Here is a 15,262-nt window from a genome sequence, read left to right as displayed (position 1 = left end):
TGGTGGCTATGACGGGATTCGAACCTGTGACCCCCGCATTATGAGTGCGATGCTCTAACCAACTGAGCTACATAGCCAACCTTGCTTCCGGTGAGTCGTTACCTCGTCACCGTGCGGGCCGAATTATGCGTATCTGGCTCTGGGGCGTCAACCCTTTTTTTGCCAGAAAAACGCAATTTGAGTGCGTTTGACCAGTTATTGGTCTCTGTTGCGCAAAAGCCCAACAATCTGGTTTTTTTTAAGACATTTCCATGATTGCCCGGGCAATGGCAGATAAAAAACAGGCCAGCAAATGCTGGCCTGTCATGGGATTAGACGTTGAACAGGAAGTTCATGATATCGCCATCTTTGACGATGTAATCTTTCCCTTCAGCGCGCATCTTGCCCGCTTCCTTGGCGCCTTGCTCACCCTTGTAGTTGATAAAGTCTTCAAAGGCGATGGTTTGGGCGCGAATAAAGCCTTTTTCAAAGTCAGTGTGGATCTTGCCAGCCGCTTGCGGGGCAGTGGCACCGACCGGAATAGTCCAGGCGCGTACCTCTTTCACACCGGCGGTGAAGTAGGTCTGCAGGTTGAGCAGCTGGTAGCCGGAGCGGATAACGCGGTTCAGGCCCGGCTCTTCGATGCCCAGGTCTGCCATGAACTCGGCGCGATCTTCATCGTCCAGTTCGGCAATGTCGGCTTCAATAGCACAGCAGACGACCACGACAACCGCGTTCTCGGCGGCGGCGATTTCACGCACCTTGTCCAGATAGGGGTTATTCTCGAAGCCATCTTCCGCCACGTTGGCGATATACATGGTGGGTTTCAGGGTCAGGAAGTTGAGGTGGCTCACGGCAGCCAGCTCTTCTTTATCCAGCTTCATGCCGCGGATCATCTGGCCCTTTTCCAGCGCGACCTTGATCTTCTCCAGCACTTCCACTTCCAGCTTGGCATCCTTGTCGCCGCCTTTGGCGCGCTTGGACTGACGGTGAATGGCGCGCTCGCAGGCGTCCAGATCCGACAGGGCCAGCTCGGTGTTGATCACTTCGATGTCGTCGGCAGGGGAGACCTTGCCGGCAACGTGAATGATGTTTTCGTCATCGAAGCAGCGCACTACGTGGCCGATCGCTTCGGTTTCACGGATATTGGCCAGGAACTGGTTACCCAGGCCTTCACCCTTGGAGGCACCGGCAACCAGACCGGCGATGTCGACGAATTCCATGGTGGTCGGCACAACGCGCTGCGGATTGATGATGGCAGCCAGCTGATCGAGGCGGGGATCCGGCATCGGCACCACACCTGTGTTCGGCTCGATGGTGCAGAACGGGAAGTTGGCGGCTTCGATACCGGCCTTGGTCAGCGCGTTGAACAGGGTGGATTTGCCTACATTGGGCAGGCCCACGATACCGCATTTAAAACCCATGGATTGTTACCTTACTTGATGGATGCTGTTGGGGGTCGCCCGCAGGCGGCCCATGTCATGCTTGTTCTGGTCGTTGCTCATGTACCGGCACAATGCCCGTACAGGGTCAAACCGACCTAACCCTTTTCCGCCTTGAAGCTGTGCAAGCGATTCATGGCCTTGGTCATATCTTGTTTGAACAGGATGTCGGTGGCGCGCAGGGACTCGTCCAGCGCGGCGTCGATCAGGTTCTGTTCACTGCTGGGGGCCTTGGTCAGGACGAAGCCAGCCACCTGCTCTTTGCTGCCGGGATGGCCGATCCCGAGACGCAGCCGGAAGAAGTTATTGTTGTTGCCCATCTTGGCGATGATGTCCTTGAGGCCGTTATGGCCACCGTGACCACCACCCTGCTTGAACTTGGCGATGCCCGGCGGCAGATCCAGTTCGTCATGGGCCACCAGCATCGCTTCCGGCTCAATCTGATAAAAACGCGCCAGTGCGGCCACCGCCTTGCCAGAGAGGTTCATATAGGTGTTCGGGATGAGCAGCCGCACATCCTGCCCCTCGACCAGGATGCGGGCAGTATGGCCGAAGAACTTGGGTTCTTCACGCAGGCTGACATTGTGCCAGCGGGCCAGTTGCTCCACATACCAGGCGCCCGCATTGTGGCGGGTCTTGGCATATTCCGGGCCGGGGTTGCCCAGTCCGACGATCAGTTTGATTTCGCTTGTCACGCTTGATGTCTTCACTCGCAGCTGCCGTGGGCACACTACCCAGGGCAATAGGACGCAATATTCTAGCCGCCGAGTGGCGATCACTCAACCAATGCGCATGTTATGGCGGGATTTGCAGCATTATTGCGGCCAATGGGTGGCTAACGGTGGGCAAACGGGCCTCTTGCAAGAGGCCCGTTTCAGTTTACCGATGGATTGTGCCCGGTTGACTACCGTCGTTATTTGGCGCGCAGCAGGGTAACGGTCTCTTCATCCAGTGCGGTCAGGGTGGGACGGGCATCGCGCACATACTCCACGAAAGACGCTGCATCGGTGCCGCAATCCACGCCGCTGGCTTTGCAATCGAGGGTCTGGCCCGGGGCATAGACGGCGCTCAGCAGTTCGCCGTTTTGTGCCACTTTCAGCACCGGGAAGGCGGTCAACTTGCCGTTGACACTGGCGATATCGACCCGCTCGCTCTGGTGGCGCTGGGCATTGGCCAGTGCCTGCCAGCCATCGTTGCCGTTGGCGCTGTAGGCGTTCATCACCACCCGATAGCGCTGGCTATCTACCAGATCCTGCCACTCGCCGCTTGCGGTCTTGTGCTGCAATTGGGTCAGGGTGCCCGCCTTGCCTGCGTCGGTCTCCTGGAAGGTGTAACGCAGGTGGCCGCCATAGGGGAACTTGCCGGCATGGGCGCTGGCGGGCAGGGTGGCGGTGATGGTCTCGTTCAGCAGGGCGCGTACCTCGGCGCCAGTCAGGGTCAGCACCGCGAGCTGGTTCTTGAACGGCAACAGGGTGAGGGAGCTGTCTCCCTCACGCCATTCGCCAGCAGGCAGGTCGGCGCGCACGCCCCCAACCGCCACCAGAGAAAAATCGACCGGGCCACCGGTCAGGGCCTGGACGGCCGGAGTATTGGCCCAGTAGAACTCCCCTTCGGCAACCAGCGGCGCTACATCTGAGCCGTGGCTGTCGCTGCCGTTGTCGCCGGGGCGACGGGCATTTTGCAGCTGCTCGGGGATGGTGCCGATCACCGGGCCGTAGGCTTTCTCCAGCGCCGGTTTGTAGTGGCTGTCGATGATGCCGCGCAGGCGTGGATCTTCATCCACGGTCACCAGATTTGGCTGGTTGTCGACAAACTGGTTCGCCTCTTTGCTGCGGGCGTCGTCGAGCGCTTGCTTGCGCGCCGCATCTGCGAAGAAGTCGCGGCTGGCCAGCAGGCTGTTGTGACCCTGGCAGTCGGTCACCTGACCCTGGCTGTCAAAGGTCACCTGTGCCAGACCGATGGCCTGGGCGTAGGAGCCTGCCTGCACCACGCAGGTTTTGCCGATGCCATCCGGATTGGTCACCAGCTTGGCGTAATCGCCGGTCTTGCCCCAGCCAATGTTGCGAAAATCGCCGAGCAGGCTGTGGGAGTGGCCACCGACGATGGCATCGAGGCCGTTTACCTTGGCGGCCAGCGCCAGATCCCGCTCGTTGCCGATGTGGGTGAGCGCCACGATCTGGTGGATCCCCTTGGCTTGCAGCATGTCGACCGTGGCCTGAGCCGAGGCGACCTCCTTGCCAAAGCGCAGCTTGCCGACGTTGGGGGCGATATTGCCCATGTCTTCCAGCACCAGACCGATGACGGCGACCAGTTGCTTGCCTTGCGGCAGGTTGTCGAGAGCGGTGACCGGACTCTTCTGGTTGCCGTCAAAGGCGTAGACCACGAAGGGCTTGAGGTTGTCAGCCTTGCTGAGGGCCGGATCGGCCTTGGTGTCGAGGTTGGCGGCCAGCACCGGGAAGTTGACCCCCTCGATGAAGCGGGCCAGCTTCTGGTTGTCGAGATCGAACTCGTGGTTGCCCAGCGCCATGGCATCGAGGCCGAACTGGCTCAGCAACTCGGCATTGGCCATCCCCTCGTTGAGCTTGAAGTAGCCACTGCCCTGCCAGGCATCGCCACCGTGCAGCAGCAGCAAGGGCTGGTTCTTGGCCAGCGCATCGGCCTGATAGGCTTTCGCCATGGTCAGCAGCCGCGGGTAACCGCCAAAGCGGGTATAGAGGGTGTCCGTCTCCCCCTGCTGGGCAAAGATCTGCCCTTTGATCTCGGCATTGACCGGATCAAACTGGGAGTGGGTGTCGTTCATGTGAGCCAGGGTCAGCACAAAGGGCGGGTTCTCTTTGGCGGGCTGACAGGCGAACAGGGCGGAGGTGAGGGTCGCGAGCAGGAGGGGACGCAAGCAATTCATGGGTAAATCCTTAAGCCTGCCGGGGGCAGGGTCGTACCAGATAGCAGAAAGTTGGAAAGAGAAGGTCCAGAAAGACGAAAACCGCCTGATGGCGGTTTTCGTTATTGCTGAATCTATCAATGCTCAAACATGGCAGAGATGGACTCTTCGTTGCTGATGCGACGAATGGCTTCGGCCAGTACAGTTGACAGAGTCAGCTGCTTGACCTTGCCGACCGCTTTCATCTCCGCAGTGAGCGGGATGGAGTCGGTGATGATCAGTTCATCGATCACGGAGTTCTTGATGTTCTCGACGGCGGAACCGGAGAAGACCGGGTGGGTAGCGTAAGCAAATACACGCTTGGCACCGCGCTCTTTCAGGGCCTCTGCGGCTTTGCACAGGGTGCCGCCGGTGTCGATCATGTCATCAACGATGATGCAGTCGCGGCCGGCAACGTCACCGATCAGGTGCATGACCTGGGAGACGTTCGGGCGGGGACGGCGCTTGTCGATGATGGCGATGTCGGTGTCATCCAGCAGCTTGGCGATGGCGCGTGCACGCACGACGCCACCGATGTCCGGGGAGACAACGACAGGAGACTCGAGGTTCTTGGACTTCATGTCTTCCAGCAGCACCGGGCTACCGAACACGTTGTCTACCGGAACGTCAAAGAAACCTTGAATTTGCTCGGCATGCAGGTCAACGGTCAGCACGCGATCCACACCGACGCTGGAGAGGAAGTCAGCGACAACCTTGGCGGTGATGGGCACACGGGCGGAGCGGACGCGGCGGTCCTGACGGGCATAACCAAAGTAGGGGATAACGGCAGTGATACGGCCAGCTGAAGCACGACGCAGAGCATCCACCATGACGATCAATTCCATCAAATTGTCGTTGGTCGGGGCACAGGTGGATTGAATGATGAAGATATCGCCACCACGTACATTCTCATTGATCTGTACGCTGATCTCGCCGTCGCTAAAGCGACCTACGGCAGCATTGCCGAGTTTGATAAACAGGCGATCTGCGATCTTCTGGGCTAGTTCCGGCGTTGCGTTACCAGCAAACAGCTTCATGTCAGGCACGGTTTGAAACCTCGGGGTTGCATCCAGTATGTGGGGGAGTCTGAAATCAGACCCTATCGTTTTGGGGCAAACGATTTATCAAGATAACGTACAAGGTGTCTGCTGCCCAATGAATGTGATGATACCGGTAACCCGAATCCGTGGCCGAGTGCAAAACCGGCCACGTTAATCATCATCAATACCGTTCGGTAAAATTGGCTGGGGTACTAGGATTCGAACCTAGGAATGGCGAGATCAAAACCCGCTGCCTTACCGCTTGGCGATACCCCAATCATTTGAACTGTTGCAATGTGGAGAAGAGAGGTGATATGTTCTCGCCCTTGGCGACAAACCCATCAAGTCCCTTCGGCACGCAGGCCAACACTTCCCGAGCAGTCACTTCGTCTTCAAATTGAGCAAAGACGCAGGCTCCTGTGCCCGTCATTCTTGACGGCGCGTATTCTAGCAACCAGCCGAGCGCATTGGCAACCTCGGGGTGGCGCTTTTTCACCAGTGATTCGCAATCGTTTTTCCACTCGCCTTCCAGCAGGTTGTCCAGCGACATTTTCGGCGTGGCTCTCGGCAGCTCCGGATCCTGGAATACGGCTGCGGTCGCTACATGGCAATCGGGTTTGAGTACCAGATACCAGGCATCGGGTAGTTCGACCGGTTGCAGCCGCTCGCCCACCCCTTCGGCAAAGGCCGCCTTGCCACGGACAAACACCGGCACATCGGCCCCCAGCTGGACGCCGAGCGCAGCCAGTTCATCTTCACTCAAACCCGCCTGCCAGAGGTGGTTAAGCGCTACCAGCGTGGTCGCTGCATCGGATGAACCGCCGCCAATACCGCCTCCCATGGGAAGCACTTTTTCCAGCCGGATATGGGCACCTTGCGGGCTCGGCAGGGTTGCTTGCAGCAGGCGCGCCGCCCGGATAATCAGATTCTGCTCATCCGGCACACCGGGAATGGCCGGGCTCAGGGTGAGAGTGTCGCTATTCGGTATCACCTCGAACTCGAGCCAGTCGCTGTGGTTGAGGAAGATAAACAGGGTCTGCAGCTCGTGATAGCCATCGGGACGACGGCCATTGACGTGTAGAAACAGGTTGAGTTTGGCCGGTGCCGGCCAGCGTGTGGAAGCCATTAACGTGCAAGAGTCCATTGGTTGATCTGAAGCTTGAGGCGGCTGTTCTGGCCGGTCATGGTCAGCTGGTGTGGCAGGCGGTAGCCATCCTGATCCCGATAATCGCCATAGACGATCTGCCACTGGCCGTCGCGCACGCTGGCCAGACTGCTGTCGGGGTTGAGTTCAAACTCCGCCTGACCCGGCAGCCCCTTGATCCACTCTGGCAATCCCGCAACCGGAATATTCCAGCCGGTCAGTTGATAGATGAGCGCTTCGGCATCCTGGCTCTGGTGGCGATTGCCATCGCTGTCGAGCAGGGTGATCTCCCCCTTGCTGCGGGAGAGCTCCAGAATGCTGGTGCCGATCAGGCTGGTGAGGTTGAGGCGATAATCCTCCCCATCCTGCTGCCAGTTGAGACGGGCGCTGCCCTTTTGCTGGGGGGTGATGATGGCCATCTTGCCGGATAGCTGCCAGTGGGTCAGCTGCTCGAGGCGGGCCCGCTCCTGGTTCCAGTTCACCTGGTCACGCTGGGGCTGGGTAGTGGCACAACCGGCCAGCAACAGCAGGCAGGTGAGGGTAAAAATACGTAGCAGCAAGAGACGGCTCCAGAGAGAGGAATTTGCCACAGTATACGGGGCGGCCGTATTGCTTTTAAAGACTTACCCTTTCTCGTACAATTGGCAGCCTTTGCACCCAGCGTATGAAATGATCGTCGCCCACTCATGAGTTTGCTTGCCCTCGGAATCAACCACAACACCGCCAGTGTCGCCTTGCGGGAACGGGTCGCCTTTGGCCCGGACTGCATCGATCGCGCCTTGCGTGAGCTGGTGAGCCAACCCGGTGTCAGCGAGGCGGTGATCGTCTCCACCTGCAACCGGACCGAACTCTATTGCAATCTGGAGGAGGAGCGGCAGGAGCAAGTGCTGCGCTGGCTGCAACAGTTCCACGGGCTGGACGCGGCCGAACTGGTCACTGCCATCTATCAGCATCACGATGAAGAGGCGGTGCGCCACCTGATGCGGGTGGCGTGCGGGCTCGACTCGCTGGTGTTGGGGGAGCCGCAGATCCTGGGGCAGATCAAGCAATCCTATGCTCACGCCCAGCAGGCGGAGTCGGTGAAGGGGGCGCTGGAGCGGCTGTTCCAGAAATCCTTCTCGGTGGCGAAAAGAGTGCGTACCGATACCGAGATTGGCGCCAGTGCCGTGTCGGTGGCCTTTGCCGCCGTCAGTCTGGGTCGGCGGATCTTCTCCGATCTCTCCCAGACCAAGGTATTGCTGGTCGGGGCGGGGGAGACTATCGAACTGGTGGCCCGTCACCTGCGCGAGCAGAGCGTCACCAAGATGATGGTGGCCAACCGCACCTTGCAGCGCGCCCAGACCCTGGCAGCCGAATTCGGTGCCCAGGTGATGACGCTCGAAGAGATCCCCGACTATCTGCACGAGGCGGATATTGTCATCAGCTCGACCGCCAGCCCACTGCCCATCATCGGCAAGGGGATGGTGGAGCGCGCGCTGAAGGCCCGCCGCTTCAAACCCATGTTTCTGGTGGATATTGCCGTGCCGCGCGACATCGAAGCCGAAGTCGATGAGCTCTCCGATGCCTATCTCTACACGGTGGATGATTTGCAGGGGATCATTGAGCAGAACCTCGAAACCCGTAAACGGGCTGCCGCCCAGGCGGAAGTGATCGTGCAGGAAGAGCGCGACGAGTTTATGGGCTGGTATCGTGGCCAGAGCTCGGTCGACCTCATTCGCGATTACCGCCATCAGTCCCAGCAAGTGGCTGATGAAGAGTTGCAACGGGCCCTGCTGGCATTGGCGCAGGGCGAGAGTGCCGAACAGGCGCTCAAGGCGATGGCCCATCGCCTCACCAACAAATTGATCCACGCGCCGACCCAGGCGTTGCGCCAGGCTGCCTCCCAGGGGGATCAGAGCGAGCTCTCCCGCTTGCGGCAGGCGCTGGGGTTGTCACAAGAGCCATAATTTTCGGGCAACCTGCCGGTTGTCCCGTCCTCCATTGAGAATGCAAGAGTTATGAATCCGTCACTGATCAGAAAGCTGGAAGGCCTCATCGAGCGCCACGAAGAAGTACAGGCCATGCTCGGCGAGCCGGATGTGGTCTCGGATCAGGATCGCTACCGCGCCCTGACCCGCGAATATGCCCAGCTGGAAGATATCGTTCACGCCTTCCAGCGTTACCGTCAGGCGCAGGATGATCTTGAGACCACCCAGATGATGCTGGAGGAGGATGATGCCGACCTGCGCGAGATGGCGCAGGAGGAGCTGCCGCTCGCCAAGGCCAATCTGGAGGCGCTGGAGCAGGAGCTGCAACTGATGTTGCTGCCCAAGGATCCCAAGGATGACAACAACTGCTATCTGGAGATCCGCGCCGGTGCCGGTGGCGACGAAGCGGCCATCTTTGCCGGTGACCTGTTCCGCATGTATTCACGGTTTGCCGAGCGTCAGGGCTGGCGCGTCTCCATCGTCAGCTGCAATGACGGTGAATACGGTGGCTACAAGGAGGTGATCGCCAAGATCGACGGCGAGCGCGTCTATGGCCGTCTCAAGTTTGAATCCGGTGGTCACCGGGTGCAGCGGGTGCCGGAGACCGAATCTCAGGGCCGGGTGCACACCTCCGCCTGTACTGTCGCCGTGCTGCCGGAAGTGCCGGAAGCCGAGCAGATCGAGATCAACCCTTCCGATCTGAAGATCGACACCTTCCGCGCCTCCGGTGCCGGTGGTCAGCACGTCAACAAGACCGACTCGGCCATTCGTATCACCCACCTGCCGACCGGGCTGGTGGTGGAGTGTCAGGACGAGCGCTCCCAGCACAAGAACCGCGCCAAGGCGATGTCGGTGCTCTCCGCCCGCCTGCAAGCGGCCGAGGATGAGCGCCACCGCGCCGCCGAGCAGAGCACCCGCCGCAATCTGGTGGGCTCCGGCGATCGTTCCGAGCGCATTCGTACCTACAACTACCCGCAGGGTCGCCTCTCCGAGCACCGTATCAACCTGACCCTCTATCGCCTCTCCGAAATTTTGGAAGGGGATTTGGACTGCGTCATCACCCCGCTGGTGCAGGAGTATCAGGCCGATCAGCTCGCCTCGCTGGCCGAGAACAACTAATGCAAATGGTGATCCGGCAAGCTCGCATTAAGTGTTCTGCCCATAAGGTGGAGTGGCACTGATGCAGATCCAGCAGGCCCGCGCCCATATCATGAATGTGTTGGCTGAGGGGGAGTCCCCCCGCGCCGATGCCGACGTACTGCTCTGCCATCTGCTCGATTGTCGTCGCAGCTATCTGATGACCTGGCCCGAGCGTGAGCTGGATGCCACCCAGCAGACCACCCTGCAGGGGTGGCTGGCTCGTCGTCTCAATGGCGAACCTATCGCCCATCTGGTGGGCGAGCGGGAGTTCTGGTCGCTGCCCCTCAAGGTGAGCCCGGCGACCCTGATCCCGCGCCCCGATACCGAGGTGCTGGTCGAGCAGGCGCTGACCAGAATTCCGCAGGGGCCCTGCGCCGTGCTGGATCTCGGCACCGGCACCGGCGCCATCGCGCTGGCGCTCAAGTCCGAGCGGCCCGAGGTCGATGTGTGGGCGGTGGATCGGATGGCCGATGCCGCGGCACTGGCGCGCGAGAACAGCGCCGCACTGGGGTTACCCATCGAGGTGCGTGACGGCAGCTGGTTCGAGCCCCTTGGCGAGCCGGATCGCGACAATACGCCACGTTTTGCGGTGATTGTCTCCAATCCCCCCTATATTGATGGCGCCGATCCCCATCTCGAGCAGGGTGACGTGCGCTTTGAACCCCGCTCGGCGCTGGTTGCCGATGACGCCGGGCTGGCCGATATCCGCCACATCGTGGCCCATGCCCCCGCTTATCTGTTGCCTGACGGCTGGTTGCTGCTGGAGCATGGCTGGGATCAGGGGGAGGCGGTGCGTCAGTTGCTGCGTGATGGCGGCTACCGTGAGGTAGCCACGGTGCGCGATTACGGGGATAACGACAGGGTGACGCTGGGCCTCTGCCCGCTGCGCTGACGGTTCCTCACTGTTACACGGCGGGTTGCCTGTGCGCCCCCATGCAAGGATTGAATATGGTTTTTGTGCTCAAACACCTGCACCTCACCCTGATTGCCGGGGCCGTGCTGATGTTTATGCTCCGCTTCTACTGGGTACAGACCGCTACTGGCCGTGCCTATAGCGCGCCGGTGATGAAGGTCAGCGGCTGGCTCAACGGGCTGGTGGTGCTCTCCGGCGCATTGCTCTGCATGGTGCTGGATCTCAACCCGCTCAATAACGGAACGCCCTGGCTCAGCGAGAAGCTGATGGCCATTCTGGTGCTGGTATTTCTGGCGGCGATGGCGCTGCGGCTGGCCAAAAGCAATTTGGTGCGCTGGTGCTCCTTTCTGGGGGCGCTCGGCTGGATCTACTTTATTGCCAAGTTGGCAGTGCTCAAACAGACGAGTGTGTTCGGCTAAGGCATGAAGAGAATGTTACACATAGACGAATGGACCGATTTCGAAGCCCACGACATCACCGAGCTGGCGTTGTCAGTCAGCGACGAGATTTATGGCTCGGTCGAGGAGGGGATCCGCGAGTTGAACCTGCTGGACGAGTGGCTGGACGAGCAGATCGAAGAGGGCACCTGCGACGAAGTGCGCCAGCAGTTGCTGCAGGGCTTTTACCACAGCCTCGGTTTTCATGGCGACTGGCAGGATTATTTCTCTGCCAACAACTGCGATCTCAATCAGGTGCTGGTTCAGCGCAAAGGGATCCCGGTCAGCCTCGGCATTCTCATCATCCAGCTGGGGCGCAAGCTCGGGCTCGATGTGGAGGGGATCTGCTTCCCCGGCCACTTCCTGGTGAGCTTTGCCGGTGGCGAGGGGGAGGTCTATGTCGACCCCTTTACCGGCGACGAGCTGAGCCTGGCCCGCATCGAGCTGCTGCTGCGCGGTGCGTTGGGGGACTTGGCGACCCTCACTCCCGACTACCTGCAGCCCTCCGGCCAGTGGGAGATCATCGAACGGCTGCTCAACGTCAGCAAGGGTGCCCTGCTGCGGGAAGATCGCATGCCCGAGGCGCTGCGTTGCAGCGAGCTGTTGTTGCGGATGAAGCCCGGCGATCCGCTGGAGACGCGGGATCGCGGCTTTATCTACGAGCAGCTCGATTGCCCGCGCCAGGCCGCCGATGATTTTGAATATTTTATTGAACAATGCCCGGACGACCCGGTCGCCGATGTGCTGAAAGTGCAGCTGGCCGCGCTGGATCTGAGCCCCAAGCCCCTCCATTAAGGGCGGCTTGAAACTGAAACAGAAGAATATCAAGGCCGCTGCGCTCGGCTGCAACGGAGTAACTTGGCTTCAGGCCCTTTTATTAAGGATGTCTTGGAGTTGAAACAGAAGAATATCAAGGCCGCAGCGCTCGGCTGCAACGGAGTAACTTGGCTTCAGGCCCCTTCATTAAGGAAGTCTTAGATGGAACAGAAGAATATCAAGATCAACCAGATCGACGTTGCCAATGACAAACCGTTCGTGCTGTTTGGTGGCATGAACGTGCTGGAATCCCGCGACATGGCGATGGCAGTGTGCGAGAAGTACGTGGACGTGACCAGCAAGCTGGGCATCCCGTTTGTCTTCAAGGCGAGCTGGGACAAGGCCAACCGCTCCTCCATCCACTCCTACCGCGGTCCGGGTCTGGAAGAGGGGATGAAGATTTTCCAGGAGCTGAAAGCGACCTTCGGCATGCCGGTCATCTCCGATCTGCACGAACCCCATCAGGCCAAGCCGGTCGCCGAGGTGGTGGACGTTATCCAGCTGCCCGCCTTCCTGGCGCGCCAGACTGATCTGGTGGAAGCCATGGCCCGCACCGGCAACGTTATCAACATCAAGAAGCCGCAGTTCCTCAGCCCAAGTCAGATGAAGAACATCACCGACAAGTTCGAGGAGTGCGGCAACGATCAGCTGATCCTGTGCGAGCGCGGTGCCAATTTCGGCTACGACAATCTGGTGGTGGATATGCTGGGCCTGGGCGTGATGAAGAAGAGCACTGGTGGCTATCCGGTGATCTTTGACGTGACCCACTCCCTGCAGTGCCGTGATCCGCTGGGTGCCGCCTCCGGTGGTCGTCGCGAACAGGTGACCGAGCTGGCGCGCGCCGGTATGGCGGTCGGTCTGGCCGGTCTCTTTATCGAATCACACCCGGATCCGAAAATTGCCCGCTGCGATGGCCCGAGCGCCCTGCCGCTCGACAAGCTGGAAGGCTTCCTCAAACAGATGAAGGCCATCGATGACCTGATCAAGGGTTTTGAGCCCCTGGATACCTCTGCTTGATGGGACAAGCACTTATCACAAGGCCTCGCAATGCGAGGCCTTGTTTTTTGCGCTTGCCTAGTGAAAGCACGTATAAAAAAACGGCCGATAGGCCGTTTTTTGTGCTGATACAGCAAGTATCAGCGGTTCACTGCAGGACGCTGATTACAGGCTCTGGGTGAAAGTACGGGTAACCACGTCACGCTGCTGTTCCGGGGTCAGGGCGTTGAAACGCACTGCGTAGCCAGATACGCGGATGGTCAGCTGCGGGTACTTCTCCGGATTCTCGATAGCATCTTCCAGGGTTTCGCGACGCAGCACGTTGACGTTCAGGTGCTGACCACCTTCAACAGCCGGTTCGGCCTGAACAGGCAGTTCGCGGTATTCGAACTGACCCAGGTCAGAGAGTGCGACTTCCTGATCGGCAGCAAAGGCATCGCCTTTGACACAGATGCAGCGAGCCTGTTGCTTCTCTTCGTCCAGCAGCCAGAAAGAGTTCAGCAGGGCGGTGTTGGCAGCCTGGGTGATTTGAATGCCTTTGATCATGGTATGACTCCTCAATGGGAACGCGAATCCAACTGTAAGGAAATTACCCTGATGTATTTAAGCTACCGTTAATTGCGGTGGCTTAAAGGGCCCTTGCCTTACACCTTTGCTTTGATGGGGTCATATATATCATGTTGGTAATATTACTAAAATTGATCCAGATCAATAAAAATCAATAAAGCGCCATTTGAATGGGATTAAATTCTTGAGTTGAATCAAAAATAGGTCATTTTTCTGATTTTGTAAGATATCAAAATTATGCATCTTTTATCTTTTTAATCTAGTAATTTAACTACATCTTTTTCGGCTTTTCTGTGGTGGATTGAGGAGTTGGCTACACTCAGCAGAAAGCAAGGAGAGTGTCGGGTGAATATCAGGTGGCGAATGTGGGGATGGTTGGCCCTGTTCTGTTGCTGGGCAATCACAGCTGTGGTCCGGGCCGAAACAGTACGCATAGCGGTGGGCGAATGGCCGCCTTATATCAGTGAGTCGCTGCCCAATCAGGGGTTTCTCTGTCAGGTGGTACGTGAGGCCTTTGCCGAGCAGGGGGTCGATGTCAGCTTTCATTTCTACCCCTGGTCTGAGGCATACAGCCTGACTCTTGAAGGGCGTTATATGATTACCATGCCCTGGTTTCGCTCTCGCGAGCGCGAGCAGCACTTCTATCTCTCTGCATCGCTGGGCAAATTTACGACCCGTCTGCTTGCACTTAATGGTTCGCCATTGGTCAGTTTGGGTGAGCTGAAAAACGAGCCTGTCGGGGTTACCCGTGGCTATTTTTATGGTGAAGGGTTTGCAGCAAGGCAATCCGAGCTGTCTCTTGAGTGGTCCGACTCCGATGAGGAGAGCATGGAGAAACTGCTCACCGGACGCATTCGTTATCTGGTCATGGATGAACAGGTGGCACAGGTTCTGTTTCAGCAGGTTCTCTCTCGTCATCCCCAAGCGGCAGCATTGAGTGGTGCCCCCGATCCCATCTGGTCCCAGCCGGGCTATCTGCTGATGCGCAAGGCCGATCCCGATGCCCGCCGCTTGATGTTGCTGTTTAACGCCGGTCTGCACAAACTGGAGCGCTCCGGTCGGCTCGCCAGGCTCTGGAAAGTGTGAGTCACGGTTGCGTCTTGCGGGCTGCCCCCCTATCCTGACTCCTTCGCCGTATCAAGTGAGGAGGCCGGGGTGCTGACCTGGAGTGATGTGATTGGCTCTGAAAAAGAGCAGGACTATTTCAAGTGTACGCTGGCGACCGTCAGGGCAGAGCGGGAAGCGGGCAAGGTGATCTACCCCCCCGCGGCCGATGTGTTCAATGCTTTCAAACTGACCGAACTGGATCAGGTCAAGGTGGTGATCCTGGGGCAGGATCCCTACCACGGCCCCAATCAGGCGCACGGGCTCTGCTTCTCCGTTCTGCCCGGCGTGCGTACGCCTCCCTCACTGGTCAACATCTATAAGGAGATGCAGCGGGATCTGCCTGGTTTCGTCACACCCAATCACGGTTTTCTGGAGTCCTGGGCCAGACAGGGGGTTCTGCTGCTCAACACAGTGCTGACAGTGCAGGCCGGTCAGGCACACTCTCATGCCCATCTGGGGTGGGAAACCTTCACCGATCGGGTCATTGAGCAGATCAATGCCAGTTGTCAGGGGGTGGTATTTCTGTTGTGGGGCTCCCATGCCCAGAAGAAAGGGCGTTTTATCGACCGGCAACGCCACCACGTGTTGACGGCACCCCATCCCAGCCCCCTTTCTGCCCACCGTGGTTTTATCGGTTGCGGCCACTTTTCCGAGACCAACCGCCTGCTGGAATTGCAGGGTAAAAGCCCGATCGAATGGCAATCTGTCTGCCAACCACTTGATTGAGTGCAAAGTTCGGGCGACAAATGACCGTATACTCAGGAAAGTAACATTTTATTTCAGCGCCAAGGAGT

General features: G+C 58.9%; 14 protein-coding genes, 2 tRNA genes and 1 pseudogene. 8 read left to right on the top strand and 9 right to left on the bottom strand.

What is annotated here, in order from left to right; genetic code table 11:
• The 8 genes and pseudogenes from G5137_RS05585 to lolB all read right to left on the bottom strand — a co-directional run bounded on the left by G5137_RS05585 (position 1) and on the right by lolB (position 7,085).
• Positions 1 to 77 (bottom strand) — tRNA-Met (locus tag G5137_RS05585).
• A gap of 234 nt (positions 78 to 311) precedes the next feature.
• The gene (gene ychF / locus G5137_RS05580) at positions 312 to 1,403 is read right to left on the bottom strand and encodes a redox-regulated ATPase YchF (protein WP_421255043.1); all 1,092 of its coding nucleotides are present in this window, start codon (positions 1,401 to 1,403) and stop codon (positions 312 to 314) included.
• A gap of 116 nt (positions 1,404 to 1,519) precedes the next feature.
• Entirely contained in the window at positions 1,520 to 2,116 is a 597-nt protein-coding gene (gene pth, locus G5137_RS05575; RefSeq protein ID WP_005334960.1) for an aminoacyl-tRNA hydrolase, read from the bottom strand.
• 218 nt (positions 2,117 to 2,334) lie between these two features.
• Positions 2,335 to 4,323 (bottom strand): bifunctional metallophosphatase/5'-nucleotidase, encoded by a 1,989-nt coding sequence (locus G5137_RS05570; protein ID WP_421255042.1) that lies wholly within the window; start codon positions 4,321 to 4,323, stop codon positions 2,335 to 2,337.
• Between the two features lie 116 nt (positions 4,324 to 4,439).
• Positions 4,440 to 5,387, bottom strand: a complete 948-nt coding sequence (locus G5137_RS05565) for a ribose-phosphate pyrophosphokinase (RefSeq protein ID WP_005343846.1) — start codon at positions 5,385 to 5,387, stop codon at positions 4,440 to 4,442.
• Between the two features lie 195 nt (positions 5,388 to 5,582).
• A tRNA-Gln gene (locus G5137_RS05560) sits at positions 5,583 to 5,657 on the bottom strand.
• Positions 5,637 to 6,507, bottom strand: a pseudogene (ispE, locus tag G5137_RS05555) (4-(cytidine 5'-diphospho)-2-C-methyl-D-erythritol kinase). The gene G5137_RS05560 and the pseudogene ispE overlap by 21 nt, the downstream one beginning before the upstream one ends.
• The gene (gene lolB, locus G5137_RS05550; protein WP_005334955.1) at positions 6,507 to 7,085 is read right to left on the bottom strand and encodes a lipoprotein insertase outer membrane protein LolB; all 579 of its coding nucleotides are present in this window, start codon (positions 7,083 to 7,085) and stop codon (positions 6,507 to 6,509) included. Before lolB ends, ispE begins: the two are co-directional and overlap by 1 nt.
• A 126-nt stretch (positions 7,086 to 7,211) precedes the next feature.
• On the opposite strand from lolB, the gene hemA reads away from it, so the two are divergent.
• From hemA to kdsA, 6 genes are all read left to right on the top strand, one after another.
• Positions 7,212 to 8,471: a glutamyl-tRNA reductase gene (gene hemA / locus G5137_RS05545; protein WP_120415613.1), complete on the top strand. Its 1,260-nt coding sequence runs from the start codon at positions 7,212 to 7,214 to the stop codon at positions 8,469 to 8,471.
• 51 nt (positions 8,472 to 8,522) lie between these two features.
• Positions 8,523 to 9,611, top strand: a complete 1,089-nt coding sequence (prfA, locus tag G5137_RS05540) for a peptide chain release factor 1 (RefSeq protein ID WP_005353897.1) — start codon at positions 8,523 to 8,525, stop codon at positions 9,609 to 9,611.
• A gap of 61 nt (positions 9,612 to 9,672) precedes the next feature.
• Positions 9,673 to 10,524 (top strand): peptide chain release factor N(5)-glutamine methyltransferase, encoded by an 852-nt coding sequence (gene prmC, locus G5137_RS05535; RefSeq protein ID WP_421255041.1) that lies wholly within the window; start codon positions 9,673 to 9,675, stop codon positions 10,522 to 10,524.
• Positions 10,525 to 10,580: 56 nt separating this feature from the next.
• On the top strand, positions 10,581 to 10,964 hold the full coding sequence (locus tag G5137_RS05530) for a SirB2 family protein (protein WP_139408052.1): 384 nt from the start codon (positions 10,581 to 10,583) through the stop codon (positions 10,962 to 10,964).
• 12 nt (positions 10,965 to 10,976) lie between these two features.
• Positions 10,977 to 11,777 (top strand): SirB1 family protein, encoded by an 801-nt coding sequence (locus G5137_RS05525; protein ID WP_005362204.1) that lies wholly within the window; start codon positions 10,977 to 10,979, stop codon positions 11,775 to 11,777.
• Between the two features lie 183 nt (positions 11,778 to 11,960).
• A complete protein-coding gene (gene kdsA, locus G5137_RS05520) occupies positions 11,961 to 12,815 on the top strand; it encodes a 3-deoxy-8-phosphooctulonate synthase (RefSeq protein WP_421255040.1) in 855 nt (284 codons plus the stop codon).
• A gap of 144 nt (positions 12,816 to 12,959) precedes the next feature.
• Here kdsA and grcA read toward each other — a convergent pair whose 3' ends face one another.
• Positions 12,960 to 13,340 carry an autonomous glycyl radical cofactor GrcA gene (grcA, locus tag G5137_RS05515; protein ID WP_005343856.1) on the bottom strand — a complete coding sequence of 127 codons (381 nt, stop codon included), beginning with the start codon at positions 13,338 to 13,340 and terminating at the stop codon, positions 12,960 to 12,962.
• Between the two features lie 459 nt (positions 13,341 to 13,799).
• Between grcA and G5137_RS05510 the strand changes: the two genes are divergently transcribed.
• Complete coding sequence (locus G5137_RS05510) at positions 13,800 to 14,447, top strand: substrate-binding periplasmic protein (protein ID WP_254204216.1); 648 nt, start codon at positions 13,800 to 13,802, stop codon at positions 14,445 to 14,447.
• 69 nt (positions 14,448 to 14,516) lie between these two features.
• A complete protein-coding gene (ung, locus tag G5137_RS05505) occupies positions 14,517 to 15,194 on the top strand; it encodes a uracil-DNA glycosylase (protein WP_266134094.1) in 678 nt (225 codons plus the stop codon).
• Positions 15,195 to 15,262 lie beyond the last annotated feature (68 nt).

Source organism: Aeromonas sp. 600282 (assembly GCF_049175755.1).
Classification (GTDB): domain Bacteria; phylum Pseudomonadota; class Gammaproteobacteria; order Enterobacterales; family Aeromonadaceae; genus Aeromonas; species Aeromonas veronii_A.
The sequence above is the reverse complement of the archived record's forward strand: the minus strand, read 5'-3'. Positions and strand labels throughout refer to the sequence as shown.

Bases quoted from the DNA above. Each gene is read 5' to 3' on its own strand.
- prmC (WP_421255041.1), top strand. From the start codon at position 9,673: ATGCAGATCCAGCAGGCCCGCGCCCATATCATGAATGTGTTGGCTGAG.
- prfA (WP_005353897.1), top strand. From the start codon at position 8,523: ATGAATCCGTCACTGATCAGAAAGCTGGAAGGCCTCATCGAGCGCCAC.
- hemA (WP_120415613.1), top strand. From the start codon at position 7,212: ATGAGTTTGCTTGCCCTCGGAATCAACCACAACACCGCCAGTGTCGCC.
- G5137_RS05530 (WP_139408052.1), top strand. From the start codon at position 10,581: ATGGTTTTTGTGCTCAAACACCTGCACCTCACCCTGATTGCCGGGGCC.
- kdsA (WP_421255040.1), top strand. From the start codon at position 11,961: ATGGAACAGAAGAATATCAAGATCAACCAGATCGACGTTGCCAATGAC.
- ychF (WP_421255043.1), bottom strand. From the start codon at position 1,403: ATGGGTTTTAAATGCGGTATCGTGGGCCTGCCCAATGTAGGCAAATCC.
- grcA (WP_005343856.1), bottom strand. From the start codon at position 13,340: ATGATCAAAGGCATTCAAATCACCCAGGCTGCCAACACCGCCCTGCTG.
- G5137_RS05525 (WP_005362204.1), top strand. From the start codon at position 10,977: ATGTTACACATAGACGAATGGACCGATTTCGAAGCCCACGACATCACC.
- G5137_RS05570 (WP_421255042.1), bottom strand. From the start codon at position 4,323: ATGAATTGCTTGCGTCCCCTCCTGCTCGCGACCCTCACCTCCGCCCTG.